The organism is Fictibacillus sp. UD (assembly GCF_043558025.1).
Lineage (GTDB): Bacteria > Bacillota > Bacilli > Bacillales > Fictibacillaceae > Fictibacillus.
Window position 1 is genome coordinate 26012 of sequence record NZ_JARUHH010000014.1, and the last position, 26869, is coordinate 52880.

General features: G+C 40.4%; 26 protein-coding genes. 18 read left to right on the forward strand and 8 right to left on the reverse strand.

Annotated elements, in window-relative coordinates:
- Positions 1-63: 63 nt before the first annotated feature.
- Genes P8610_RS16570 through P8610_RS16585 form a run of 4 tightly spaced genes read left to right on the forward strand, consistent with a single transcriptional unit; the run spans position 64 to position 3500 of the window.
- A complete protein-coding gene (locus tag P8610_RS16570) occupies positions 64-903 on the forward strand; it encodes an electron transfer flavoprotein subunit beta/FixA family protein (protein ID WP_394605335.1) in 840 nt (279 codons plus the stop codon).
- Positions 893-1918, forward strand: coding sequence for an electron transfer flavoprotein subunit alpha/FixB family protein (locus P8610_RS16575; RefSeq protein WP_394605336.1), 1026 nt, complete (start codon positions 893-895; stop codon positions 1916-1918). Before P8610_RS16570 ends, P8610_RS16575 begins: the two co-directional genes overlap by 11 nt.
- Positions 1911-3206 (forward strand): FAD-dependent oxidoreductase, encoded by a 1296-nt coding sequence (locus P8610_RS16580; RefSeq protein ID WP_394605337.1) that lies wholly within the window; start codon positions 1911-1913, stop codon positions 3204-3206. The genes P8610_RS16575 and P8610_RS16580 overlap by 8 nt, the downstream gene beginning before the upstream one ends.
- On the forward strand, positions 3207-3500 hold the full coding sequence (locus P8610_RS16585) for a ferredoxin family protein (RefSeq protein WP_082820778.1): 294 nt from the start codon (positions 3207-3209) through the stop codon (positions 3498-3500).
- Between the two features lie 109 nt (positions 3501-3609).
- Here the strand turns inward: P8610_RS16585 and P8610_RS16590 are convergent, their stop codons facing one another.
- Genes P8610_RS16590 through P8610_RS16600 form a run of 3 tightly spaced genes read right to left on the reverse strand, consistent with a single transcriptional unit; the run spans position 3610 to position 7176 of the window.
- Positions 3610-4728, reverse strand: a complete 1119-nt coding sequence (locus tag P8610_RS16590; protein WP_394605338.1) for a Ger(x)C family spore germination protein — start codon at positions 4726-4728, stop codon at positions 3610-3612.
- A complete protein-coding gene (locus P8610_RS16595) occupies positions 4725-5786 on the reverse strand; it encodes a GerAB/ArcD/ProY family transporter (protein WP_394605340.1) in 1062 nt (353 codons plus the stop codon). Before P8610_RS16595 ends, P8610_RS16590 begins: the two co-directional genes overlap by 4 nt.
- Positions 5773-7176 carry a spore germination protein gene (locus P8610_RS16600; RefSeq protein ID WP_394605341.1) on the reverse strand — a complete coding sequence of 468 codons (1404 nt, stop codon included), beginning with the start codon at positions 7174-7176 and terminating at the stop codon, positions 5773-5775. Before P8610_RS16600 ends, P8610_RS16595 begins: the two co-directional genes overlap by 14 nt.
- A gap of 245 nt (positions 7177-7421) precedes the next feature.
- On the opposite strand from P8610_RS16600, the gene P8610_RS16605 reads away from it, so the two are divergent.
- Positions 7422-7559 carry a hypothetical protein gene (locus P8610_RS16605; protein ID WP_394605342.1) on the forward strand — a complete coding sequence of 46 codons (138 nt, stop codon included), beginning with the start codon at positions 7422-7424 and terminating at the stop codon, positions 7557-7559.
- A 59-nt stretch (positions 7560-7618) separates the two neighbouring features.
- Here P8610_RS16605 and P8610_RS16610 read toward each other — a convergent pair whose 3' ends face one another.
- Positions 7619-8896: a tetratricopeptide repeat protein gene (locus P8610_RS16610; RefSeq protein ID WP_394605343.1), complete on the reverse strand. Its 1278-nt coding sequence runs from the start codon at positions 8894-8896 to the stop codon at positions 7619-7621.
- A gap of 494 nt (positions 8897-9390) precedes the next feature.
- Here P8610_RS16610 and P8610_RS16615 point away from each other — a divergent pair, with 494 nt between their 5' ends.
- Positions 9391-9762, forward strand: coding sequence for a hypothetical protein (locus P8610_RS16615; RefSeq protein WP_394605344.1), 372 nt, complete (start codon positions 9391-9393; stop codon positions 9760-9762).
- A 152-nt stretch (positions 9763-9914) separates the two neighbouring features.
- Here P8610_RS16615 and P8610_RS16620 read toward each other — a convergent pair whose 3' ends face one another.
- From P8610_RS16620 to pssA, 3 genes are all read right to left on the reverse strand, one after another.
- Positions 9915-10268, reverse strand: a complete 354-nt coding sequence (locus P8610_RS16620; protein WP_394605345.1) for a hypothetical protein — start codon at positions 10266-10268, stop codon at positions 9915-9917.
- 98 nt (positions 10269-10366) lie between these two features.
- Complete coding sequence (locus P8610_RS16625; protein WP_394605346.1) at positions 10367-10642, reverse strand: hypothetical protein; 276 nt, start codon at positions 10640-10642, stop codon at positions 10367-10369.
- 75 nt (positions 10643-10717) lie between these two features.
- Positions 10718-11443, reverse strand: coding sequence for a CDP-diacylglycerol--serine O-phosphatidyltransferase (gene pssA / locus P8610_RS16630; protein ID WP_394605347.1), 726 nt, complete (start codon positions 11441-11443; stop codon positions 10718-10720).
- 238 nt (positions 11444-11681) lie between these two features.
- On the opposite strand from pssA, the gene P8610_RS16635 reads away from it, so the two are divergent.
- The gene (locus P8610_RS16635; RefSeq protein WP_394605348.1) at positions 11682-12824 is read left to right on the forward strand and encodes a glycerate kinase; all 1143 of its coding nucleotides are present in this window, start codon (positions 11682-11684) and stop codon (positions 12822-12824) included.
- 115 nt (positions 12825-12939) lie between these two features.
- Here P8610_RS16635 and P8610_RS16640 read toward each other — a convergent pair whose 3' ends face one another.
- Complete coding sequence (locus P8610_RS16640) at positions 12940-13314, reverse strand: hypothetical protein (protein ID WP_394605349.1); 375 nt, start codon at positions 13312-13314, stop codon at positions 12940-12942.
- A gap of 88 nt (positions 13315-13402) precedes the next feature.
- On the opposite strand from P8610_RS16640, the gene P8610_RS16645 reads away from it, so the two are divergent.
- From P8610_RS16645 to P8610_RS16695, 11 genes are all read left to right on the forward strand, one after another.
- On the forward strand, positions 13403-14170 hold the full coding sequence (locus P8610_RS16645) for a LamB/YcsF family protein (RefSeq protein ID WP_394605350.1): 768 nt from the start codon (positions 13403-13405) through the stop codon (positions 14168-14170).
- Between the two features lie 361 nt (positions 14171-14531).
- Entirely contained in the window at positions 14532-15743 is a 1212-nt protein-coding gene (locus P8610_RS16650; protein WP_394605351.1) for a CaiB/BaiF CoA transferase family protein, read from the forward strand.
- A 12-nt stretch (positions 15744-15755) separates the two neighbouring features.
- The gene (locus P8610_RS16655; RefSeq protein WP_394605352.1) at positions 15756-16532 is read left to right on the forward strand and encodes an enoyl-CoA hydratase/isomerase family protein; all 777 of its coding nucleotides are present in this window, start codon (positions 15756-15758) and stop codon (positions 16530-16532) included.
- 13 nt (positions 16533-16545) lie between these two features.
- A complete protein-coding gene (locus P8610_RS16660; protein ID WP_394605354.1) occupies positions 16546-17712 on the forward strand; it encodes an iron-containing alcohol dehydrogenase in 1167 nt (388 codons plus the stop codon).
- A 42-nt stretch (positions 17713-17754) separates the two neighbouring features.
- Positions 17755-18273, forward strand: a complete 519-nt coding sequence (locus P8610_RS16665) for a gamma carbonic anhydrase family protein (protein ID WP_394605356.1) — start codon at positions 17755-17757, stop codon at positions 18271-18273.
- 72 nt (positions 18274-18345) lie between these two features.
- A complete protein-coding gene (locus P8610_RS16670) occupies positions 18346-19353 on the forward strand; it encodes a TRAP transporter substrate-binding protein (protein WP_394605358.1) in 1008 nt (335 codons plus the stop codon).
- Positions 19354-19395: 42 nt separating this feature from the next.
- Complete coding sequence (locus P8610_RS16675; RefSeq protein WP_394605359.1) at positions 19396-19950, forward strand: TRAP transporter small permease; 555 nt, start codon at positions 19396-19398, stop codon at positions 19948-19950.
- 4 nt (positions 19951-19954) lie between these two features.
- Positions 19955-21229, forward strand: a complete 1275-nt coding sequence (locus P8610_RS16680; RefSeq protein WP_394605361.1) for a TRAP transporter large permease — start codon at positions 19955-19957, stop codon at positions 21227-21229.
- 99 nt (positions 21230-21328) lie between these two features.
- Positions 21329-21994 carry a GntR family transcriptional regulator gene (locus P8610_RS16685; protein ID WP_394605362.1) on the forward strand — a complete coding sequence of 222 codons (666 nt, stop codon included), beginning with the start codon at positions 21329-21331 and terminating at the stop codon, positions 21992-21994.
- Between the two features lie 105 nt (positions 21995-22099).
- Positions 22100-23563: an alpha-ketoglutaric semialdehyde dehydrogenase GucD gene (gene gucD, locus P8610_RS16690; protein ID WP_394605363.1), complete on the forward strand. Its 1464-nt coding sequence runs from the start codon at positions 22100-22102 to the stop codon at positions 23561-23563.
- Between the two features lie 537 nt (positions 23564-24100).
- On the forward strand, positions 24101-26857 hold the full coding sequence (locus P8610_RS16695; RefSeq protein ID WP_394605365.1) for a response regulator: 2757 nt from the start codon (positions 24101-24103) through the stop codon (positions 26855-26857).
- Positions 26858-26869: the final 12 nt, after the last annotated feature.

Genomic DNA, 26869 nt, shown 5'->3' on the forward strand with positions numbered 1-26869 from the left:
AGTAGTAATCATCATACTAGTGGCTTCTATGTGAGAAATGCCTGTGATTAGAGGAGGGGTCGAATGCTTCATATTGTGGCTTGCATCAAGCAGGTGCCGGATACGAAGATCATCAAGATGAACCCGAAGACGAATACGATGGACCGTGCGAGTGCGCCTGCTATTTTAAATCCATATGACGCGCATGCGGTGGAAGAGGCGGTGCGTTTGAAAAAGAGATACGGCGGGACGGTTTCGGTTTTGACGATGGGTCCGCCGCCAGCGGTAAAAGCAATCAAGAAATGTATCGAGATTGGGGCAGACGAAGGCTACATGATTTCAGACCGTGCGTTTGCTGGGGCGGATACACTCGCAACGAGTTATGCGCTCACAAAAGCGATTGAGAAAATCTCTAAGATCAAACCAGTGGATCTTATTATCTGCGGAAAGATGACGATCGACGGTGACACCGGACAAGTTGGACCGGGAATTGCACGCCGATTAGACATGCCTCCGCTTACTTCCGTCAACAAGGTAAAAGAGATCAACGTGGAAGAAGGTTATGCGGTTGTTCACCGAAAGCTGGAAGATGGATATGAAGTCATTCAGTCGACGATGCCGTGTTTGATGTCTGTTGAAAAAGAGATCAACGAAGTGCCATATTCATCGATGACAAACATGCTGAAAGCGGCTCGTTATCAGCCAGTTATTTGGGCGGTCGCCGATCTAGAGGATGTGGAGAGAACACAGCTCGGGCTCAAAGGTTCACCGACCATCGTTTCAAAAGTATGGGCACCAACAAAACCGAGTGGCGGTGAGATGTTAGAAGGGGATGCGACAAAGCAAACGGAGCAGTTGCTTAATATTTTATTAGAGAAAAAAGAACTTTTTGCAGTGAAGGGAGGGTCTGGCGTTGAGCTTTGAGGATTACTCTGGTATTTGGGTTTTTATTGAGGTAAAAGACGGTGAGGTTGTACCCGTTTCGCTTGAATTATTAGGAGCGGGAAAAGAGCTTGCAGACAAACGGGGCACAGAACTTGCGGGTGTTTTAATTGGAGAAAACGTGACCCATCTGGCAGACACGGTGTTTGAGTATGGTGCCGACACCGTCTATGTGTACGACAACGCCATTTTTAAAAACTACCGAACCGAATCGTACATGAAGGCATTGCTGGAGTGCTGTGAAAAATACAAGCCAGAAGTGATTCTGTACGGTGCGACATCAACAGGGAAGGACCTAGCGAGCGCTGTCGCAACAGACTTACCGACTGGCCTCACCGCGGACTCTACCATTTTAGATATTGAAGAAGACACAGGATTGCTGCTAGCGAGCCGACCAGCATTTGGCGGTAACATCATGGCAACAATTTTATGTAAAAAATATCGTCCGCAAATGGCGACAGTTCGGCCAAAAGTGATGAAGGCACTTACGCCAGAGCCTGGTCGAACCGGTAGATTAGTAGAAGAGAAAACTTCTTTAAAAGAAGATGACATCCGAACAAAAGTGCTTGAGATCGTGCAGCATACAACGAAAAAAGTTCGTATTGATGAAGCAGATATTATCGTTGCTGGCGGAAAAGGACTGGGCAGTGAGAAGGGGTTTCAACTCGTTCGTGATCTCGCTGAAACTCTGGGTGGAGCGGTTGGTGCGAGCCGTGATGTCGTTGAAGCAGGCTGGGTTGAGCACCATCATCAAGTGGGTCAGACCGGTGTGACGGTGACGCCAAAAATTTATTTTGCAATTGGGATTTCTGGAGCGATCCAGCACATTGTTGGAATGCAGAATTCTAGTCTGATCATCGCGATCAATAATGATCCAGAGGCGGCTATCTTCCAATCCAGTCATTATGGAATCGTAGGCGATGCATTTGAAATTGTACCGCTTTTGATCCAACAGTTTAAACAAGCGTTTAACCAGGAGGTGGTGGACCATGTCTGAAAAATTTGATGTGATCGTTGTCGGGGCAGGTCCTGCCGGGATTTCCTGTGCCTATGAACTTGCGAAAGCTGGGGTAAACGTATTATTAATTGAACGCGGCGAGTATCCAGGCTCGAAAAACGTAATGGGCGGCGTACTTTATCGCAAAATGATGGAGGACGTAATCCCTGAGTTTTGGAAAGAGGCACCACTCGAGCGACCGATCGTGGAACAGCGGTTCATGATGATGGATAAGGAGTCAGCGGTAACGGTGGGCTACAAAGGAATGGAATGGGGCCAAGAGCCGTACAACAACTTTACGGTGCTGCGCGCCAAGTTTGATCAATGGTTTGCTGGGAAAGCGGTTGAACAGGGTGCACTGCTAGTTAACGAAACCGTTGTTTTAGAGTGTATCGTTGAGGACGGAAAAGTAGTCGGTGTGAGGACAGACCGGCCAGATGGCGATCTTTATGCAGATGTTGTGGTGCTGGCAGACGGGGTAAACTCGTTGTTAGCCAAATCGCTTGGATTTCATAAAGAGTTTCGGCCGGATGAAGTGGCGCTCGCAACGATGGAAATCATCAAGCTCGATAAAAAGACGATTGAGGACCGCTTTAATTTAGAAGAAAACCAAGGTACAACAATTGAACTTTTTGGTGACGCGACAAAAGGAATTCTTGGCACTGGATTCCTTTATACGAATAAAGATACACTCAGCCTTGGTGTTGGTTCACTTCTATCTGGGCTGATTAAGCATAAGATTAAACCGTATGAGCTTTTAGAGTATGTGAAAAATCATCCGATGATTCGTCCTTATATTGCTGGCGGTGAGCCGGTCGAGTATTTGGCGCACATGATTCCGGAAGGCGGCTATAAATCGATGCCAAAAGTGGCGGGGAACGGGGTGCTCGTTGTTGGTGATGCGGCTCAGCTCGTGAACGCGATCCACCGCGAGGGCTCGAACCTTGCGATGAAGTCTGGTCAGTTTGCGGCTGAAGCGGTTTTATTGGCAAAAGAAAGCGACGACTATTCTGAAGCGACGCTTAATCACTATAAAACAAGGTTGATGAGCAGTTTTGTCGGTCAGGACATGAAGAAGTACAAAGATTCTACGCACCACTTTGATAAGTTCCCTCAGTACTTTGAAAAGTACATCCCGATGGCGAATAAGGCGATGAGCCAGATGTTTACGGTGGACGGTACTTCTAAATGGGAGAAACAAAAGAAGATTTGGCGTGATGTTGGAACAGCAGGAGAGAAACTCAAACTAGCTCGTGACGCATACCGGGCGTGGAAGGTGATGAAGTAAATGAGCGAAAGAAAGTGTCAGACTATCGAAGAAAAACAGTATCTCGTTCGTTTTAACGCAGACACGAAATCACATCTTACCGTCATGGATGCGGATGTATGTTTGAACCACTGTCCGGATAAAATCTGTACGATCTTTTGCCCGGCAGAGGTGTATAAGTGGGAAGAAATTCGGATGCATGTGGGGTACGAAGGCTGCCACGAATGCGGAAGCTGCCGAATCGGGTGTCCGCATCAGAACATTAAGTGGGAATACCCAAAAGGCGGACATGGGATTGTGTTTCGGTTAGGGTAAAGTTGGTTGGGATAGAGGTATACTTTTAAACAAGTGTTTAAAATCTACATTAAAAAAGCACGCAGAGAGGTGCTTTTTTATGTTTTTATTTAAGTCATTATTTAAGTCGCTATTTAAGTATCCCTGTCTTCTCAATCGCCACTTCAACCTTCGTATTTATCTTTATAGAAGGGTACGTTTCCCTCCAATCAAGAGCTTTCCATGCTGCTGAATCTGATTCTTTTAGTTCTCGCCCAATTCCTAATACATCACTGTTGGCTTTTTGTGTCTGTTTCATGATCGATTGGGATTTTTCCGTTAAATCCCGCGAAATGGTTTTTTCTAACTCTTTGATTTGCTTTGAGCTTATTTTTTCGGTCCTTGGATATTGATGAACCATAACTTTAAGGTCCAAATGAATATCTACCATGGGTTTTCCTAAAGCATCTTTTCTTAAGTCAAACTTTCGCTTTGCCTTCAAAATTCGATAACCGACTTGATTGTTTAATTTCTTTTTATCATTCAGGTAGGTTTCCAGGTCGACACGGTCCCCGTATTGATCCATGATCAATAAAAGCAAGGAACATTCTTTTAAAGAAATCATCTCTCCAGAATAGGCATTATCACTGATTAAACCTGCTCCCGAAACTAAGATGTTTTCCCCTTTTTTCTCTAAGATAGGGAGGATAAAGTCTTTTCCTTCTTCATTAAAATAAGTAAACAATGTATTAAGGGTTCCCTTAGGTACGGTAGAGTTACTCTCAGCAGCATCAATGATTTCATATAATCCAAATGCGATAGGATTTGTCCCTATCTCTTTTAATGTAAAGAGCTCACTGGCTTCTACATCCTTTACGATCGCTACTTTACTCCCTAGATAAGGATCTGGAACGCGGTAGAAAAAATCGAGATAGGAGTTAAGATTTTTCTTTGCAAAACTTTCTCCAAACAAGACAATTCGCGATTTTGAAGCCGTTAAAGGACCCGTATAATACGTTCTTAATTCCCGATAAGTATCTTCTAGAGAATGACCGGCAGCAGAAGAAATCTGATTTTGAAAGTCAAAGTAACCTGTTCCCTTTGGTATGATGTTTAGCACAATAATTGTAGACTTAATTTTGTTATCCTCTAAATCAAAACTTATACCGTTCATCACTTCTTGGTCCACAATTAATTTCTGGTCCCAGCAGCCAGTCAGTAGGGGAAAAATGAAAAACAACAAGATTATTTTTCTAGTAAAATTCTTCATCCTTTAATCCCCTTTAGTTTTGCAATAATGAGCAGTAAGGCTGGGACGATAAAGACGAAGATGATATTTAAATAGATCATAATGCTAGACAGTGATTCTTTTACAGTAAAGGTAATAGGCAACAAACCTAAACATAATAAAAGACCTGATAGAAAATACACTGATTTTTTCCTCTGGATTGAAAATAAATTCTGGACTCCTTGGCTGGCATTAAAAAGCTGAATAACAAGTGTAGTAGCTATAGGCACAATCCAAAAGGAAAGAAAGATGATATCGATTCTCTCAACAAAGTCAAATGATAAACCTCGAAAAAGATATAATAACGGCTCTTGAATGAGGCTGAATTGAACCCCGCTAAAAGAAATGACACAAGTGATAAATAAGAAGATATACAGCATAAGGGTAAACAAATTGGCGAACGTGAGAACCATTAAGCTTTTCTTAGGATTTTTTATCAGCGGCATGATGAATAAAATGAGCTCGAAACCAATGAGTGAAACAAATGCATCAGGACTCGCTTTTATTATTTCTGTAAAACTATTTGAACCTACAGGCTGCAATCTTCCAAAGTGAATATCTTGAGGGTAGACCAGAATAAGTAAAAAGATTAGGACAATAAACCAAAATGAAAAAAAGAGAAACGATCTTGAAATAGTCAGTATTTGTTCCTTCGCAATATAAGAAGTTGCGATCAAAAGCATTAATATGATCGCCCATCGCGGTGTCTGATGAAGGATCCAGGTGTTGATAACATCTGTAACAAGTATCATGAGCAGCAGGGAAAACGAAATAAAATACAGCACATAACTTATGTTAACGATTTTTCCTAAAACATTTCCCAGCAGTCTAAGGTTAAGTTCATAAAACGTTTCCTTTGGTGACGTTCTGCTTAATGCGACAAGTATGATGATAATTCCTTGTGCCAAAACTCCAGCGATTAGAAGAGACATCCAGCCGTCTTGCTGCACATGGTTATATAGGATAAAAGGCAGACCGAGGATACCGATACCGATCTGGGCTTGTATGATTAAGAAAAATAAATTCTTATTCGTGAGCATTCGTATCCTGACCCTTTCCATTTTTAGGCTGCTTGTTTAGAAATGATTGAAATATTAGAGGTGCCTCCACATAAGCTTTTCCAGCAGAAGTCAACTTAACTAGGTGTGTCGTATATACCATCAATCCGAATGCAATCCCAATAAAACCGAAAATAGCTGCCAGAAAAATTAATGGAAAACTCATTAACCGCACGCTTGTGCTCATTTCCGCAATTGGAATGACAAAGGATGAAACGGCTGTAATCGCAATTACTACAACCATGGTGTTGGAAATAAAATTCGTTTGAACAATTGCCGAACCGATTACAATAGCGCCTACTGTACCAATCGTTTGTGCAACGGCTGATGGGAGTCTGACCGATGCTTCCTTCAGCAATTCCAAAACAATCTGCATCATGATCGCTTCAACAAAGGGATGAAACGGGACATTTAATACGGAAAGTTTGAGTGTATAAAAAGTGCTCACCGGCAAGATCGCAGAATGATACGCATTAACTGCGATATAAAAAGCCGGGAGTGTGACCGACAAGATAAAAGCCAGTAATCGCAACGAATAATAAAAAAAGTTAACGAACCAGCGGGAGTTATAATCTTCAGGACTTCTTAAAAAAGAATAAAAAGATATAGGTGTAATTAACGCAGAAGGTTCATGCTCAAGAAAAATCACGGTATTCCCATTTAAGAGATTAAAGACTGCCCGATCCGGTCTTTCCGTTCTTAAGGATTGAGGGAAAGGAGAATACGGATAATCTTCAAGAGCCTCTTGTATCTGCCGAGAGTTAATGAGATCATCATTCTTAATTTTTTCCAATCTGCTTTTAATTGAATGAAGGACAGTCTGATCCACTTTTGACTCAAGATAACAGATCGCAACTTCAACATTTGTTTTTGTTCCGTAAGTTTGATACTCCACTTTGAACTCAGGTGTTCTGAGCCTTTTTCGAAGCAACGATATATTTGTAGCGGCGCTTTCCACAAAACTATCATGTGCGCCCATCGTTACTTTTTCGTTCAATGATTCATTGATCGCGCGTTTTTCATCCGATAAGGTCGCAATGGAATAGGCAATGTTGCAATTTTCCGTTAGTAAAATGGTATTACCTTCTGCTAATGAGCCGGCAATATCTTTGTACGTTGTCATAATAGAAAATTGTTTAGTACCTAATGAATTCTCGATACTTTGAGATTCTTGCTTGTTGATCGGACTGATAATATGGAGTTCGATCGATTCTTTGTCCGTCATCGTATCAAGATACAGAAGAATAATAGCTTCACCATGGAACGTTAACTTTCTTCGTTTTAAATCCGCCGTCTGTTTCATTTTCTCTTCTATTATTTTTAAATTATGGGTTAGATCAGAACTAAGGAATTCATTATGAGATTCGGCCATATGGCATCCATCTTCTTTCTTTAAAGTCGATAGTATGCAGTATAGACGTGAATGAAGGTGAATATTCCATGAAGAGGTGATACATAAGGGGAAATACGCTCTTATGAATTACCTTTTTGTTAGGTTTGAGCGATACTGGAGCATTTTGAGCGTAACGGGGTATTTTGGAGCGAACGTGTTACAGATTAAAGAACAATTACAGTAAAAAAAACGTCTACCATAAAAAAGAGGCGCATAATCTGGACTTGAAGGTAATCGCGGGGGGCGTTGCAGAACAGCTTCAATTACTGCAGCAAAAGCATTGTAACGAAGCGCAAGGATACTATTTCAGCATGCCGATTTCAGCAGAGGAAATCTCTGTGATTTTAAAAAAAAAGAAGTAGGTATTGTCATTAATAGCAAAACCCAGCAAGGACGACCATACTGGGTTTTCTTTTTTTACTTAAACGTACGTAACACCGACTTCATGCATTTTTCTTAGCGCGTCATAGGCCATCGAATAATACATACTCGCTTGTTTATACTTTTGATTTTTCTCAAAGTACTTTCCGAGTACGGGGTAATATTCGGCTAGGTGTATCCATTCGTTTCTTTGTTCAAAGTAAGGAATCAGCTCTTTTACCATAAACCTGATGCTGGCTTCGGTATGATCACCATTTGTGAATAGGTGTTTGTGATAAAGAAAATGAAGTTCATATTCTCGGTAAAGCGGATTTTCATGAAGCTGTCCAAGCCAAGTTTCTATGAGTTCCAAGCCTTTTTCTCGATAATTGCTTTTTTGATATTCTTTTATCAGTGCAAAGATGGTCATTATTTTAGCAAAAAGAGGTTCTTCTTCTTTCGCTTTAAGACTTTGAGAGTAGAGCGAAATCGCTTTTTCTTTTTCACCTTTATGTGTGGCTATACCGCCTAAGTTGTGATAGATGATTCCTCTTAGCACTTCATCATCAAAAGTATTTGCGATGGTTTCAGCAAGCAGCAAGTGTTTTGTTGATTCCTCAAAGTTTTTGGTTCGAAGATGAACGATGGCAAGAATTATTCTGCAATCGGCACATCTTTTAAAATAATAAGTTCTCTCAAAAATGTCTAGGGCACGTGAAGTGTATTCCAATGCGTTAATATTCCTATATAGCATATTTGCTGTAAGGCCAATCATATAAAACAAATATCCTTTTTCCCACTCTTGATGACGATTTTCTTCTAGAAGTTTCTCCGCTTTTAAAAGATAGTTATTGGCATCTTCAAACTCTTTTGTAAGATAACTTAGTTGCCCTTTGGCAAGAAAATAATAAAAACCTTTTTGTCCCTTTATCACGTTTTCTATATAAGATACTTCATCTAGTAATGTATGTACACCAGGCATTTCTTCTGTTGTCATCATGATATAGATGCTTTTAAAAATCTTTTGCAATATGTCTTCATCTACAGACCGTGCAGGTGAATCTGTTAAAGAATGAAACTTTTCCTTAGCAGACTTGTAATCTCTTTTATAAATAAAAGAAAATAAATCTACGTAGTGATGAATGATTTCATTTTCATTTAAGTGGTTCAATTCAATATCTAAACGTGCAGCAAGATGCTGCTGTATTTCCCCTGAGGGTTCGGTGACTCCATTTTCAATTTTACTTAGATAAGGAACCGAACAAATCCCGATAGCCAGTTCTTGCTGGGATAAGTTTTTGACTCTTCGGAAATAACGAATCTTTTCTCCTAGGTTCATGTCAGTTACCCCCTTTTTTTAACATGATAGCATTTACATTTGTTGGGGATTAATTCAGGTCAATCAATTTCTTATTTAAATATACATGAACTTTAACTGTAAGAGGAAACTAGTATTAAAATATTGCTGTTTAAGCCCTAAATCACTTCATGTTTCCCAATTTCACAACCGCATTTGTTAGGTATAATTAACTATAGAAACTAACAACTAGGGTGAGAACATGACTATTGAAAGAGGAGATCTCGTTACATATCAAGATGAATTACACAAAGTACTACACGTGTATTCATCAGACTTTCTTGAGATTAGGAAGGTACATGAACGATACGTGCCACGAGTCATTTTGGTTCATAAATCAGAGGTTACAGTCATAAATACATAATTTATCGTCATACTTGCTTATTAATATAAAAAGACTCAGTAGAGAGTACCTATGAGTCTTTTTTTTGTTACAATTTATGTAAGTACATACATCTGGAGGACTCGAAATATTAATGAAAATGGTGAGTATTTTAATAGCTGCAATTGCTACTTCTATTATAATGGGAGCTTTTAACTTCTGGAATTCTTTTTACCCTAATGGGGAATTGCTGCCAACATTCCTGATCTATGTTGCGTATCAATTTGTCATTTTTGCATTCATCGGAATTGTAATTACATCACTACTTGAAAATATCTCAGAAAAATCAAGGATTTCTCCTTATTGGTTGGGCTTGATTGCTTATGGAGGATGCAGTCTCGTTTTTCCACTATTCTATATACCAGATTATAGCATTGGGAGTTTCCTTATACTCGGAATGCCGTTTCTTTTGTTTTTTCATCTAAACATCTTAATCAAGAACCAAATAAAAAAGACCTTCAGTTGAAACTTCTTATAGTCTGCACTTTTTGGAAAAAAGTCATAATAAAAATGAACTGGCAGATACTCCACTTCATAGTTGCGTTGCTTATGTAATTTCGCGGCCTATGTACACTATTTCACAATCCAGTGTAAAAAGAAAAGCGAGGGTGAATCGGGTTATGCTTCTCTTTGTAAGGCATGCTGTTCGATGGTGCTTAACAGATCTTCCTTTGCTTTTTGACTCAGCTCGTTTGAGTAGTTGATCGCGTCGTATATGGATGCAAAGTGCTTTGATGAGTAGTAAGGCGATTTATAGCAGTGCACACTTTTCGTTTGGGAAGGGTAGATGAGAACCTTCCAGTGATAAACGTCCCGCTGTTTTTCACTGCCTTCCATCGCGATCAGCCAGTGTGTTGAGCTTTCGAGCGCCTCGTCCTCCTCTGCTTTTCTTAAAAGAGCAGCTCGATCGTTTTCTCCGATCAGAATAGGGACTCTTTCATAAAATTCCCTAAGATTTGGGTAGTTGCTCATAACCTCTCTCCTTTCAAACATGATTTGTCCATTTCACAAAGTACATGTTTTTCTTATTAAGACATTATATGAAGGGAGAGGGGAAAAGATGATAGGGATTAAAAGAAATACATGCACAGACCAAGTACGCCTGCAGCCACCATATATAATGAGAGCAGCAGCATAATAATTTTCGTGAGTATATAAGACTTTTCCGCTATTTTTGTAAATAGAGCAAAGTCAGAGTCCCACATCCATTTTCGTTTGTCTTCACGAAACCATGCGTATTTTTCGAGCTCCTTTTGGTGTTCTTGTTCTGTATATTTAAATAAAATCAATAGAAAAAAAGCGACTCCTGGAATGAAAAATAACAATCCGAATGTTAGAGAATTCAAGTTTATCCATCCTTTTTGTTCAATAATAAAACCAGATGCTAAAGACTTCAGCATCTGGCATGGAATAAGTGCATTTTAAAACCGTCTTCTTTTGTTGCGGCGCGGTCGGCGCGGTCTTCTGATCTTAATTTCTTTTACTTTAATGAAACGAACTCCGATAAACAAGAAATAAGTAGCTAAAGCGACATAAAAGAAAATCGGCACGCTTTCAAATTTGTTCTTAGCCAGCAGGTAAAACATGTAGAACAGAAACAGTGAGATGATGGTCCCGTATCGTGGCATCGGAATGTCCTTGAAGCTTGGAATCCTTATCGTGCTGACCATCAACAGGCCAAGCCCGTAAAAAAGAAGGACAAAGATCCAAAGCGGAATCCATTTTACGAAAAAGACTAAAAAGACGACGATTCCCCCAGCTAGCGGAATAGGAACCCCTTTAAAATATTTCATGGATTCATCCGCATCTGTGATATTAAATCGGGCAAGACGGTATGCGCCGAATAACGGGAACAGACCAGCAAACAGGAATCCCCACATGCCTAAATGTGCGAAGTATGTATTTGCCACAAAAAAGGCAGGAGCTACGCCAAAAGAAACGACATCTGCAAGAGAATCCAGTTCTTTCCCTAAGTTGCCTGAAACCCCTAAGATCCTCGCTGCTCTTCCGTCAACAGCATCAAGCATCATCGCGATAAAAATCAGGATGGCCGCATTTCTGATATCACCGTTTGTTACGTATCCAATAGACAGAAAGCCGCAAAATAAATTTCCTAAAGTTAATAAGTTCGGTATATGCTTTTTCATTGTTCACGTCCTTAAAAAATACTCTTCCTTCTATAATAGATGATTTTATTGGAAAAAGTTATGTTTTTTTGGTTGAATGAGTAGTTTAACATATTTTTTATCAAATGATGAAATCTGTATTTGTTTTGGAGTTTATTTTTAGACACATTTAAATACATTCTGAGAAGCTTGGAGGCAGGTATTTGCAACCATGTGAAGAAGAGTGGGAACATAGATCATTGTAAAGAAGGTGGACCTAATGAAGATTGTCATCGCTCCCGACTCGTTTAAAGAAAGCATGACAGCGGCTGAGGTCTGCAGAGCTGTTGAAGCAGGATTTCTAAAAGTATTTAGTGATGCCGAATATGTGCACGTTCCCGTTAGTGATGGGGGAGAAGGAACAGTTCAATCTGTCGTTGACGCAACGGATGGAGAGATTGTGGAAATTCGTGCGACTGGTCCGCTCGGAGAAAAAGTGAATGCTTTTTATGGTCTGACAGGTGACGGGAAGACGGCGGTGATCGAGATGGCCGCAGCTTCCGGTCTGCACCTTGTGCCAAGAGAGCTCCGGAATCCTTTGGTGACGACAACTCGCGGTACGGGGGAGTTGATTTTAGATGCGCTCGATAAAAAGGTGGAGCGAATCGTGCTGGGACTTGGCGGATCTGCGACAAATGATGGCGGCGCTGGGATGGCTTCAGCACTAGGTGTGAAATTTCTGGATGTGAATGGTGAGGAGCTTCGGCCAGGCGGTGAGGCGCTTGGTGAGCTGCTTTCCATTGATGTTTCTGAAATCGATGAGCGCTTGAAATCGGTAAAAGTTGATGTGGCATGCGATGTGACGAATCCTTTAACGGGACCGCTCGGAGCTTCAGCTGTTTTTGGACCGCAAAAAGGAGCCACACCTGAAATGGTTAGGGTATTAGATAACAGTTTGAAAAGATATGCTGAAGTGGTTGAACGAAATCTTGGCGTTGGGGTGGATGAGCAGCCGGGAGCAGGTGCAGCAGGCGGACTTGGCGCTGGCGTTGTTGCTTTTTTAGACGGAAAGCTGCAGAGCGGAATTGATCTTGTACTTGATGTGATTGGATTTGAAGATGCTTTGCGTGATGTGGATCTTGTCATTACTGGGGAAGGTCGCATTGATTCTCAGACGGTTCATGGAAAAGCTCCTGTTGGTGTGGCGAAACGAGCTAAAGCTGTGGTGCTAGATGTTCCTGTAGTTGCAATAGCTGGAAGCATCGGCCCAAATTATGAAGCCGTTTTTGAGCATGATATAGATGCCGTGTTTAGTGTGGTGAACGGCGTGGTTTCGTTGGAAGAAGCACTGGCCAATGGATCGGTTAATGTTGAAAAAACAGCAGAGAACATCGCGCGTTTGTTATCTTTAAAAATAAAGTAACCCCTTGTTCTCAAGGGGCTTTCCTCATTTTTATAGGATTTGAGATTTTTGAAGTGATTCTTGAAGTGCATGATCGAGGACTTTTTTATTGAAGCAATCCACACAAAATAAGAGGTTAGTGCTTTTGTTTTTGCATTTTGAGCAACGCGATCACATCATCATTCTGGCTAACTTCAATTCGATTGACAGTGTCTTTTATTTCTTTTACATCGGTTTCAAGTGTATCGAGTTTGGTAACAATCTGTTGTTGGCCTGTTTCTAAGTTTGTTACTTTGTTATCTAAATCAGTGACCTTACTATCTAGGTTAGTCACTTTGTTATCTAGGTTTGTCACTTTGTTATCTAGGTTAGACACCTTGTTATCTAGGTTAGACACTTTGTTATCTAGATCAGACACCATGTTATCTAGATCAGAAACTTTATTATCGATGCTCAGCAATTTTACTAAGATTTCATTTAGAACTTTTTCCAAATTTCTCACCTCCTTCATTAGTATTCCTAATCATTTTACAATATATAAAACTTGTCGTACAGTTGGGGTAAATTAAACAAGTGTTTAAAAAGTGGGAGGTCTTTTCATGAGTGTAATTGATATAAATTGCGACATGGGTGAGAGTTTTGGCGCTTATCGACTTGGAACCGATGAGGAAATCCTGAAATATGTAACGTCTGCCAATATTGCTTGCGGATTTCACGCTGGTGATCCTGCAACCATGAGGAAAACGGTTAAGCTGGCTCTTGAGCATGGCGTTGGAATCGGTGTTCATCCTGGCTTGCCTGATCTTGTAGGGTTTGGCCGCCGCAACATCGACATTTCACCTCAGGAAGCATACGAGATGGTCGTTTATCAGATCGGTTCCTTGTGGGGATTCGTACAGGCAGAAGGCGGAACGATTCAGCATGTTAAACCCCATGGCGCTCTTTATAATATGGCAGCAGTGAATAAGGATCTGTCTGAAGCGATTGCAGAAGGTGTATATAAGGTGAACCCGGATTTGATATTGTTTGGACTAGCTGGAAGTGAGCTTGTGAAATCAGGCGAGCGGGCAGGGCTTCGCACAGCGTCTGAAGTTTTTGCAGACAGAACGTATCAGCAAGATTGCACGCTAACTTCGCGTAAGCTGCCGAACTGCATGATCACAGATGATGATGAAGCTGTAGCACAGGTGATCCGCATGGCAAAAGAGGGGAAAGTGTTAACCCAGCAAGATGTTGACGTTGATATTAAAGCGGATACGGTATGTATTCATGGTGATGGTGCTCATGCGCTAAGTTTTGCGAAAAAAATCAGGCAAACGCTCCAGGATTCAGGGATTTCTGTTCGTAAAATTGGAGAAAGTCTTTAATATTTGGATTTAAGGCGGTTCAAGGTGTGTTCAACAGACGCATCTTGAGCCGTTTTTTATGTTGTTGCGCGAAAATAGCCGCGGTGTGCGCGTAATTGTTTATTTTGTGCGCGCAACTAAGCATGTCCTGCGCGCAAAATAGGTCCAACCGCGCGTAATTCACCTAATCGTGCGCGAACGTGTAACAAAAAAAGAACACGTACCGTAAAAGTAATAAATAGCCACATTAAATTTAAAATTTTCAGAAAACTAATTGACATAGTCGCGATGGCGTGTTTATAATTTGGTTAATACAGGATACTGGATCCAGGATACAAAAACATGAAGACATCCCATTCCACTCAGAAAGGAGATTAAAATATTGGGAGCCTTACAAGGTTTAAAAGTAATTGATGCCTCGCAGATTATGGCTGGTCCTTATTGCACGATGGTTCTTGGTGATTTGGGTGCTGAAATCATTAAGATTGAAAAGCCTAATGGCGGGGATGACAGCAGACAAATGGGACCTTATATCAACGATGAGTCCACTTGCTTTTTCCAGATTAATCGAAATAAAAAAAGTATTGCTCTGAATTTAAAAGAAACAAAAGGTAAAGAAATATTTTATAAATTAATTCAAGACGCGGATGTTTTCGTGGAGAATTATAGGCCGGGGGTTGTGAAATCTCTTGGTATTGATTATGAATCGCTGAAGAAGATTAATCCAGGTATTATTTATTGTTCCATTTCTGGTTATGGCCAGACAGGTCCGTATTCTCATAAAGGGGGGTTCGATCTGGTTGCTCAAGGGCTTACAGGAATCATGAGCATGACAGGTGAACCTGGAAAACGTCCATTGAAATCCGGAATTGCGGTATATGATATTGGCGCAGGGCTAACGGCGATCTACTCCATATTAGCTGCGTATGTTCACAAATTAAAAACAGGTGAAGGACAACATGTAGATGTCTCTTTAGCCGAATCAGGACTTCCTTGGTTTACATGGGAAGCAGCTGCATACTTTGCCAATGGCACGATTCCTGAAGCAACAGGGTGGAGGCATCGTGTAAGCGCACCTTATCAAGCAATGAAAGCAAAAGATGGTTATATCATGATTGGATGTGCCAACCAAAGGACTTGGGAAAGATTCTGTAATGAAGTTATTTTACGATCAAACTGGATCCAGGATCCCCGCTTCGAAACAAACACAAAACGTCATGAAAACGTTGAGGAACTAGAAGCATTGATTGAAGAAATATTATCAAACGAAAGTTCTCAATATTGGATAGAAAAGTGTGAACAAGCTGGTGTTCCATCTGGTCCGATTAATAATTTTGCTGAGGCGGTAACAGATCCTCACTTTTTAGATAGAGGTATGGTTCAGGAAGTGGAACATTCTAAAATTGGAAAGATGAAGGTTATTGCTTCACCAACTAAGTTTTCGAGCACGCCTTCAGAAATTAAATATCCTTCTCCACTTTTAGGTGAACATACAAAGGAAATTCTCGAATCTATTCAGCTAAACCAAACTGAAATCGAAAGTCTTGTAAAGGAAAAAGTCGTTTCTATTTCTAGTGAATTTCATATGAATTGAAGAGGTGAATAAATGTTGAATGATATTGTTTATTTAGAAGTAAACAATGGAATCGGTACAATTTATTTTAATCGGGCTAACAAAAGAAATGCCATGAACTTAGAAATGTGGCAGTTGACGAGTGACTTGCTTGATATTTGTGAGAAAAAGGAAGATGTAAAAGTTGTGATTTTCCGCGGTGTTGATGAAACAGCTTTTTCAGCTGGTGCAGATATTAGTGAGTTTCCAAAATATCGAACAGGCGCAGAGAATGCTGATCGATATAACCGTATTACGATGGATGTTGAAGCAAAAATTAAATATCTATCAAAACCTACTATTGCACTCATCCAAGGTTATTGCATTGGCGGAGGATGCGAGATTGCCGCAGCATGTGATTTTAGATTCTCAGATCAAACCGGCAAATTTGCTATTAACTCTTCAAAAGTAGGGCATGTTTATTATTTGCAGAGTGCCAAGAACTTGATAGATGTTGTCGGGACATCTCATGCGAAAGATATTTTATACTCTGGAAGACTTCTAAGTGCCGAAGAATCATACCAAATGGGACTTGTTAATCAGCTTTGGGAAACGGAAGAGCTTGTAGACAAAACGTATGAATACGCTGAACGAATTGCTCAAAATTCTCAATATGCTGTGCAAGGAACAAAGATAGTGATTAACAAAATAATTGATGGATATTTTGAGGAAACAGAAGATGTTGCAGCCTTAATTTTAGGTTCTTTTGATACCGATTATTATAAAGAAGCAACAAACGCTTTTCTTGAAAAGAGAGTAAAAAATCAATAAAGGAGAGAAAGCGATGGATTACACATATTTAATGCCTACTAAAGTAGAGCATGGTGTAGGTTTAGCACAAAAGACAGGCACTTTAATTTCTCCATACGTACAGCAGAAAGTACTCATAGTGACGGATAAAGGAATTCGATCTGCTGGGTTACTTCATGAAATAGAAACATCTTTAAACAAAGCCGAAATCAAATACGAAATTTTTGATGAAGTTGAACCTAATCCAAGTGCAGAGTTAATAGGAGAAGGATTGTCATTTTTCCATAAACATGGATGTGACGCTTTGTTAGCAGTTGGAGGAGGCAGCAGTATTGACACGGCAAAAGGTATTGCAGTCGTTGCAAGAAATAAAGGAGACATTCTGGATTATGAAGGTGTAGGCAAAATTGAAAATGAGCCATCCCCTGTTATTGCAATTCCCACTAATGCTGGAACGGGAAGTGAAGTTACGGCTTCTACGATCGTAACGAACAAAAAGACACTGTTTAAAGCGGCAATCTTGAGTCCATTACTTTTTCCTAAGCTTGCGATATTAGATCCCTTGCTAACGGTAAGCTCACCGCCAAGTGTAACAGCCGCAACAGGGATGGATGCTCTTACTCATGCGATTGAATCGTATTTGTCTAAAAAATCTTCTCCTTTAAGTGAAGCCTTTGCGATCAGAGCCATTCAGCTGATTAAAGATAATATCCATAAAGCTTATTTTGTAGGCACAGATATTGAGAGCAGAGACAATATGCTCATTGCGTCAACTATGGCTGGTGCGGCATTTGCACAATCTCGATTAGGAAACGTACATGCGATTTCGCAAGCGTTCGGAGGCATTTTTAACATTCCACATGGCATTGCAAACGCCACTTTACTGCCTTTCGTACTAAAATATAATTTGCCGGCATGTCCTGAAAAAATGAGGGATATTGCGATGTGGCTTGGTGTTGACACTACTAATCTATCAGCCTATGAAGCTGGAGAGGAAGCAATTAAAACCATTATTGAAATGAACAAGGCGTTCGGGATCCCAGATAATATTAAGGACTTGGGTGTAAAAATGGAAGTTTTACAGCAGCTAATTGATGATTCTATGAAAAGCGGAAACGTGCACGTTAATCCAAGACTTACGACCTCTGAAGATGTGAAAAATATTATCCTGAATTCATATGAAGGAATATTAAGTTATTAAACTTAAACACTTAAACTAGTCATAAGAATTGGAGGAAAAAAGGTGTATTATAAAATAGGAGATAGAGAGCCGAAAGTTCATTCTACCAGCTATTGTGCTCCTGGTTCTCATATTATAGGTGACGTCATTTTAGAAGAACAGACAACGGTCTGGTTTAATGCTGTACTAAGAGGCGACAATGACTTGATTCAAGTGGGAAAGAGTTCGAACGTTCAAGATGGTGCAATTATTCATGTGGATGAAGGTTATCCAGTTATGATAGGTGAAAACGTAACCATAGGACATCACGCGATATTACACGGATGCACGGTGAAAGACAACGCACTAGTTGGTATGAGCGCAGTTATTTTAAACGGTGCAGTAATAGGAGAAGGAGCCATTGTTGCTGCAGGAGCATTAGTTCCAGAAGGCAAGGTTGTTGAACCTGGAACAATGGTTGCTGGAGTACCAGCTAAGACCATTCGAAATGTCGATGATCGATTAAGTGAAATGATAACAGCTGGAGCAAAACACTATGCGGATAAAGGAGTTTCCTACAAAAATCATCTAGTGAGTAAATAACTCTAAAATTGTAAGCGCTTTATAAAAGGGTACGTGTATTACCTTATCGTATATTGAAGGAGGAAAAAAATAATGGCAAGAAAAAAATGGATTTCTTCTCTTATTCTCGTTTTAATGGTAATAGTGTTAGCGGCTTGCAATAGTGCGGAGGGTGAATCTTCTAGCAACAACAAAAAAATCACAATTAAAGTTGCCACGACTTCAGGTAAAGACTCTTTGATTTATGATGCAGCTGTTCTTTTTAAGGAAAAAGTAGAGGAACGATCAAACGGCAATATGAAAGTAACGATCTACGACAATGGACAGCTTGGAAAAGACGCCACTGTTCTAGATGCTCTTAAGTCAGGAAGTATCGAAATGTCTATTCCTTCGTCCGTGTTAACAACAAAAGCTCCAGAGTTTGGCGTGTTTGATATTCCGTTTTTGTTTGATGATCGATCCAAAGTTGAAACTATTGCGAACGGAGATATCTGGAACAAAGATTTGAAATCTCTTTTACCAGAGCACGGTTTAGTTGGACTTGGTTTTTGGGAAAACGGCTATCGTCAAATTACCAATAATACGCGTCCCATTAACACACCAGAGGACTTAGAAGGAATTAAACTTAGAGTTCCTGACAGCGCAATCCGAGTTGCCATGTTTAAAGAATTAGGAGCAAATCCTACACCAATGGATCTGAATGAAGTATTTACAGCACTGCAACAAGGCGTAGTAGATGGCCAAGAAAACCCATTATCTACAACAAATGGAGTAAAGCTTCAGCAAGTACAAAAATACTTATCAATGACAAACCATGTCTACACACCTGTTTATCTCGTTTCTAGTAAAAAATGGTATGACAAATTATCTAAAGAGGATCAAGAACTATTGACGAAAGCTGCAGATGAAGTAGGAAATGAGATTCGCAAAAAAGGTGAAGATATTGATGAGAAGTTAATAAAACAGTTTGAAGAAGAAGGCGTTAAAGTAAACACCGCTGATATGGAAGCTTTTAAGAAGCAAACAGAGCCAATCATTGAACTGTTTTATAAAGAAATGGATAAAGAATTTGTAGATAAAGTAATAGAGGCCGCCAAATAAACTTCTAGAATTACGCAAGAAGTTTTAGAGAGGAGATGAACAATGAATCACCTAGCAACTTTCTTTTCAAATACTGTTAAGGCGATCTTAATTGCCTTAATGGCTCTCATGGTGTTTACGGTGAGCTACGGGGTATTTACTCGATATGTCTTAAACGAAGCTGCCATTTGGACGGGCGAGTTAGCTTCTTATACGCTGGTTTGGCTGACTTTTATCGGTGCAGGGTGGGGAATTATTGAAAAGAGTCATATATCATTTGATTCTCTTATTGAAAAAACTCCGTATCGTCTGCGGATCATCATTCAAGTTCTGTTTCGTCTCGCTATGCTTACATTTGCAGTTATTATGACGTATTATGGATACCTTCTTGCGATGAATTCCATGCAGGATATGACATTAACTCTCCCTATTTCAAAAGGTATTGTGTATATGGTCGTGCCATTGAGTGGCGTTATGATGATTGTTGGATTTGTAATAGAAGTGATTCAACTAATAAAAGGGCAGGATTTAACAGCTCAAAATATTGATTTAGAAGAGGTATATTTAACGAATGTTGAAAACGAAAAGGTTATATTAAGAAATGTAAAGGAGGGATAAAATCATGGCAGTTACGTTGATGGGGTCATTAATCGGACTCGTGTTATTAGGAATGCCTATTGCTTTTGCTTTAGCAGTGGTAGGTCTCATACTATTATTACTGTCAGGTACAGTATCTTTAGATATTATTCCATTAGCGATCTTTGATGGCGCGAACAGTTTCCCTTTACTTGCTATTCCTCTATTTATGATTGCTGGCGAGTTAATGAACGTATGTGATTTATCACGCCGGTTAATTAACTTTGCAGCAAGCCTGATCGGATTTATTAGAGGAGCTTTAGCTCATATTACGGTTGTTACCTCCATGTTTTTTGCAGAAATTTCAGGATCAGCTGTTGCAGATGCTGCAGCATTAGGTGGGATTTTAATTCCTGAAATGAAGAAAAAAGGGTATCCATCTGGTTTTGCGGTAGCTATCGTATCCTGTGCAGCAACCATGGCGATTTTAATCCCTCCAAGCATTCCGATTATCCTGTACGGTGTTATTGCAAAAGTCGACATTACGAAACTTTTTATGGCAGGAATTGTCCCTGGTCTTTTAGTAGGTGTGTCATTAATGATTTATTCGTACATCTTTGCCAGAAAACACAATTTCGCTGTAGAAACTAGTTTTTCTGTACAAAATGTCTGGGTTTCTTTTAAAGAAGCGGTTTGGGCATTAAGTATGCCTATTCTGATTCTAGGAGGAATTCTAGGCGGGATTTTCACACCAACAGAGGCGGCTGCTGTTGCCGTACTTGCTGCTTTATTTATTGGAACGGTCGTCTATCGCAAGCTCAAATTAAGAGATCTGCCTGAAGTAATGCTAGGTGCTGCAAGACAAACAGCAATCGTTATGTTTATTATTGCTACTTCAGCTTTAGTAGGCTGGTTTTTAAGCAGTGAGCAAATCCCTCAAGAGATTGCAAATTGGATCTTGAGCATTACAGACAACAAATTAATCGTTTTAGCGATGGTGAATGTTCTTTTGCTTCTTGTTGGAATGCTGCTTCATAGTTCTGCTGCCATCATTATGCTCGTGCCAATCTTGATGCCACTCATTCATCAGGTAGGCATTGATCCGGTTCACTTTGGGATCATTGTTGCCATGAACTTAGGAATCGGACAACAAACGCCGCCTGTAGCATCCGTTCTTCTGACTACATGTTCAGTAGGTAAAACACCTTTATCAGAAGTTTTACCTTATTTAAAGTATTTCCTAGCAACCATGTTAATTGTATTAGCTTTAATCACGTACATCCCAGGAATCAGTTTGCTTATTCCAAACATCTTAAACTAAAGCGTTTTCATATTGACTCTTTGGAAAAAGTACCCTACCATTAATGATAGAATATTGGATCCAGGATACAACTTAAAGATGGCAGGGAGAGTGTAAGACATGGACGCTTTTAAACAAGTGCCACCGCTTTATCAACAAGTATATGATCGAGTGAAAAATTCAATTTTAACAGGCGAAATTCAGCCTGGCTCAAAGATTGTTGTTACGAAGTTAGCTGAACAGCTGCAGATTAGCCGAACACCTTTACGAGAAGCGCTAAGACAGCTGCAAAAAGAAGGATTGCTCATTCCAGGTACGATGGGAACAACAGTCATCAGCTTAAATCAAAAGCACTTTGATGAACTAAGTGTCTGCAGAACCATCTTAGAAAAAGAAATCATTAAGTTAGCTGTTCACGAGCTATCTGACAAACAAATTGAAGAAGCAGATCGGGTTATAGAGGAATCCAAACAGGCTTTAGCAAAGCAGGATCAACTGAGTGTTTTAACGCTAAATGCTAGATTTCACAAAATCATTATTGATGCTTGTCCAAATAAACATCTCATCGGTTTACTAGAACAGGTTAGAGCTAAATTATTGTTGTACAGAGCTAATATCTCTAAAAAAGATAAAATTAACTTGCAGACATTAGAAGAGCATGTTGAAATCTTAAATGCTCTTAAAGAAAGAGATGAAGAAAAAGCGGTTGAAAAGGTAGAGAAGCATTCCCTAAATGACCAATTTAGAGGAAATCAGTATTTTAAGGAAAAAGTAGCTGCTAAATAATGACGATATAAGGCTTTGGAAATTTCAAAGCCTTATTCTATTCCTAGTACTATTGCAGAATTAAAAGACTGAATTTTTAGTTAATAAAAAACAGGAGGCTAGAACATGTCCGTATTATCCGAAACGAAACATTACTTAAACTATATAAATGGTGAGTGGGTAGAGTCATCCAACCAAAAAGTGAATCAAAGCATAAATCCAGCAAACATTCATGAAGTTATTGGCTACGTTCAACAGTCGTCTCCCTCTGATGTTGATTCAGCAGTCTCGGCTGCCAAGGAAGCCAGCAAATCGTGGAAAACAATGTCCTCACCAGCCAGAGGAGATTTCCTTTATAAAGTAGCTGATATCTTGGAAGAAAATCTTGAGGATATTGCTAAAACAATGACCCGTGAAATGGGTAAAACCTTACCTGAAGCTAAAGGAGAAACAGCAAGAGGTGTGGCCATTCTTCGTTATTATGCAAGTGAAGGCATGCGAAAAGTGGGGGACGTTATTCCTCCAACCGATAAAGATGCACTGATGTTTACGACGAGAGTTCCACTCGGCGTGATCGGCGTTATTACACCATGGAACTTTCCAGTCGCCATACCGATTTGGAAGATAGCACCTGCATTAGTGTACGGAAATACAGTAGTTTTAAAACCAGCTGATGAAACGGGCGTCACTGCAGCAAAGGTTGTTGAGTGTTTTCACAAAGCTGGCTTGCCTAAAGGTGTTATTAATCTGGTTACAGGTCCAGGATCTGTCGTTGGCCAAAGGATAATTGACCACGAAGGCGTTGATGGGATTACTTTTACGGGATCGGATCAGATCGGAAAATTGGTAGGTCAAGGTGCCTTGGCACGCGGAGCAAAATATCAGCTCGAAATGGGAGGGAAAAACCCAGTCATTGTCGCGGCTGATGCTGATTTAGATTTGGCAGTTGAGGCAACAATAAGCGGTGGTTTGCGCTCAACCGGACAAAAATGTACAGCAACGAGCAGAGTAATCGTAGAGGAACGTGTTTACGATGTGTTTAAAGAGAAGCTGTTAAGCAGGATTAGTGAGTTGACAGTAGGTGATGGGCTTAAAGATGATGTTTGGATGGGCCCATGCGTGAATGAGAAGCAATTTAAGAGCGTACAGTCCTATATTGAAAAAGGAATCAATGAGGGCGCAACTCTTCTTTATGGTGGAAAGCCTATAAAGAATTTAGATCCAGAAGGCTATTTTATTGAACCAGCTGTTTTTGAAGATGTTCGACCTGACATGGTAATAGCTCAGGAAGAAATTTTCGGACCCGTTCTAGCCTTGATCAAGGCCGATGATATAGAACACGCGTTAGAAATGGCAAACGATTCAAGGTTTGGTCTGAGTGCTTCTATTTTCACAACGAATATTGGCAGCATGCTGTCGTTTATTAATGGAATGGAAGCAGGACTTGTTCGAATAAATGCTGAAAGTGCAGGTGTAGAACTACAAGCTCCATTTGGTGGGATGAAACAATCAAGTTCTCATTCAAGAGAACAAGGGGAAGCTGCAAAAGAGTTTTATACTTCTATTAAAACGGTGTTTGTTAAGGCTTAATGCTCGTATAAATTCAAACAGCAGATAACAAATCATGCAGTTTGTTCGTATTCATGGTGACGGTGCTCATGCGTTAAGTTTTGCAAAAAAAATTCGGCAAACACTCGAGGATTCAGGGATTTCTGTTCGTAAAATTGGAGAAAGTCTTTAAAATTAGGATTTAAAGCGGTTCAAGGTGTGTTTTACTGGCGCAACTTGAGCCGTTTTTATATTGGTGCGCGAAAATAGTCTAAAAGTGCGTGTAATTGCTTATTTTGTGCGCGCAACTAAGCATGTCCTGCGCGCAAAATAGGTCCAACCGCGCGTAAATTACTTAATCGTGCGCGTACCGTAAACACAACTGAAAAAGACGCTCCATAAAAAAGTAGAAGCTTGTGCATCAATACTCCTCACAATAAACTAGTCTCTCACCCAACGAGATCTCGTTTTTTATTTTCCCAGCACATTCCAAGCGTCTTCCAGCTACCTAAATCCGACATTAAGCATTATAATTAGTCATAAAAACATATATTGTAAAAAAGGCAGGAATACATGGGGATGAATAATTTTAGATTCGGAATTCGCCAGAAAATTGTTACTGGCTACATTGTCATCATTATTTGTTTGATTGCGGCTATTCTTGCGGTTACCAATCAGTTGGACACGATGAAAGGTGAAAGGAACTTTATCATCCAGCACGATTTTGCGGTAAGGGATCTTACAAATCAGATTGAAAAAGATCTTTTAACGATGGAAACAAACAAAAGGGCGTATATCATTACAGGAGATGAAAGTTATCTCCAGCTTTTTAATGATGCGCGATCTCAATGGGCGAAAGACTACAACGACTTAAACGAATTGCTTTCTGATAATCCAAATCAGCAAAAAAACATCGCTACTATTAATGAAAACATTAAGGAATGGATTGTAGTAGCGGGTGATCCGCCGATTAAAATGAAGCAGCGAAACGATACGGCGGGAATCACTGCATTTTTTAAAAAAGATCCTGGAAAATCAAAGACCGAACAAGTTCTGCAACAGTTTGATTCTTTTCGAGCTAAGGAAAAAGAAATTACCCAGCAGCGAGCAGACCATCTGAACAACCAAAATCGATACTTAGAGATCGGTCTTTTTAGCTTGCTTGCATTTGTTATTGTCGCATCGATCGCTCTTGCATGGATGATTTCAGGTTCTATCATCAAAACGATCAGTGCGGTAGTGGCAACGATTCGCGCGATGACGACAGGCGGAAATCTGAGCAGTCGTATTCATGTGAAATCGAACGATGAGATCAGAGACTTAGGAGAGGCGACGAACGAACTTCTAAGTTCTTTTGAAGAACGCGATTGGCTGCAAAGAAGTGTGACAGAAGTTGTCAGCAAGAACCAAGGGGTATCATCTCTCGAAAATTTAGCGGAAATCTTCCTTTCCGCGACCGCTCAGATAACGGAATCCTCTTACGGCGCTTTTTATATTAAAGAAGGCAAGGAAGAGAACATTCGATTCGTTAAAAAAGGAGCTTTCGCGGATTCTGCAGGCGATGTTGGACGTTCCAGCTTCAAGCTTGGTCAAGGTCTGATCGGACAATGTGCTCTCGAAAAACGAGTTCAAGTGATCAACAAGATTGATGCAGACTACACGCTGATTTCCTCTGGGCTCGGAGAAACGAAACCGAGAAGCATCCTGATCGCGCCAATTGTTCATGAAGACGAAATCGTTGCGGTGATCGAGCTTGCGAGCCTCACTGAATACACGGAGCAGCACATTGCTTTTATTGAAAAAGTATTAGAAACGTTCGGTCTGACGATTAACCGAGTGGTCGACCGTATGGAAATTGCAAGGTTGTTATCTGAATCTCAAGCGATGACAGAAGAACTTCAAGCGCAATCAGAAGAACTGCAAACACAGTCTGAAGAGCTGCAGATGCAATCAGAAGAACTGCAGATGATCAACGAACAGCTGGAATCCCGTTCGCAAGACGCTGAAGAAAAATCAAAGGCTCTTGAGATTGCGAAGAAAGAACTGGAAGAGAAGGCATCACAGCTGGAAACCGGCTCGAAGTACAAATCGGAGTTCTTGGCAAACATGTCTCATGAGCTGCGAACACCACTGAACAGCATCCTGATCTTATCGGAGATGCTTGCTGAAAACAGCAGTAAATCACTTTCAGATGAAGAATTAGAGTTTGCAAAAGTGATTCATTCATCAGGTCAGGATCTGTTGAATCTCATCAACGACATTTTAGATCTTTCCAAAGTGGAAGCAGGAAAACTGGAGATCATGTTGAGTGAAGTGAATCTAAGTGAGCTCCCATCCAACCTGGAGAGAAACTTTACGCATATCGCTGATCAAAAGGGCTTAAATTTCACGATAAATGTGGCACCAGACGTACCGACCATTCTGCAGACAGACGAAAAACGATTCCAGCAGATTGTGAAAAATCTGTTATCGAATGCGTTTAAGTTTACGGAAAAAGGTTCAGTTTCGGTCAGCGTGAAAAAAGTGCAGACAGACGTAATTTATAACGGTGTTGATTATTGGTTAGAAGTCGCGATAAAAGACACGGGAATCGGTATCCCGAAAGAGAAGCATGAACTGATATTCCAAGCGTTCCAGCAAGGTGACGGTGCGACAATTCGCAAATACGGAGGCACTGGTCTTGGGCTGTCGATCAGCAGTGAGTTTGCGAAACTTTTAGGAGGCAGACTTCAACTTCAAAGTGAAGAAGGAAAAGGAAGTACGTTTAAACTTCTGATTCCGAGTATTTCGGATGAAACCGTTTCGGTTCAAACGTTCCTTGGCGCGTCAGCCGAGGTGGCAACAGCACTCGAGCAATCCAGCCAAACTAGCGTTGTTGCAGAAGCACCAATCACCGCAAAAATTGTGACTGCTGAACCTGAAGCAGAGCAACCATCAATCGCGGTTGATGAAGAGAACGTATTTTATGGTAAAACGGTGCTCATCACAGATGACGATAACCGAAATATTTTTGCATTAAAAACGGCTCTTGAACAAAAAGGGATGAACATCCTGATCGCGAACAACGGGATGGAGTGCCTTGATGTGTTAGATGCTAACAAAAAGATCGACCTCATTCTGATGGACATTATGATGCCTGAGATGGATGGGTATGAAACGATGCAGCGCATACGCGGAACGGGTGAGTATAGTGACCTTCCGATTATCGCGTTGACGGCAAAAGCGATGAAGAACGACCGTGAAAAGTGTCTTGAAGCAGGGGCGTCTGATTATATCAGCAAGCCATTGAAACTTGAACAGCTCTTCTCTGTAATGCATGTTTGGATGACAAAGTGAGGATAGACCTTC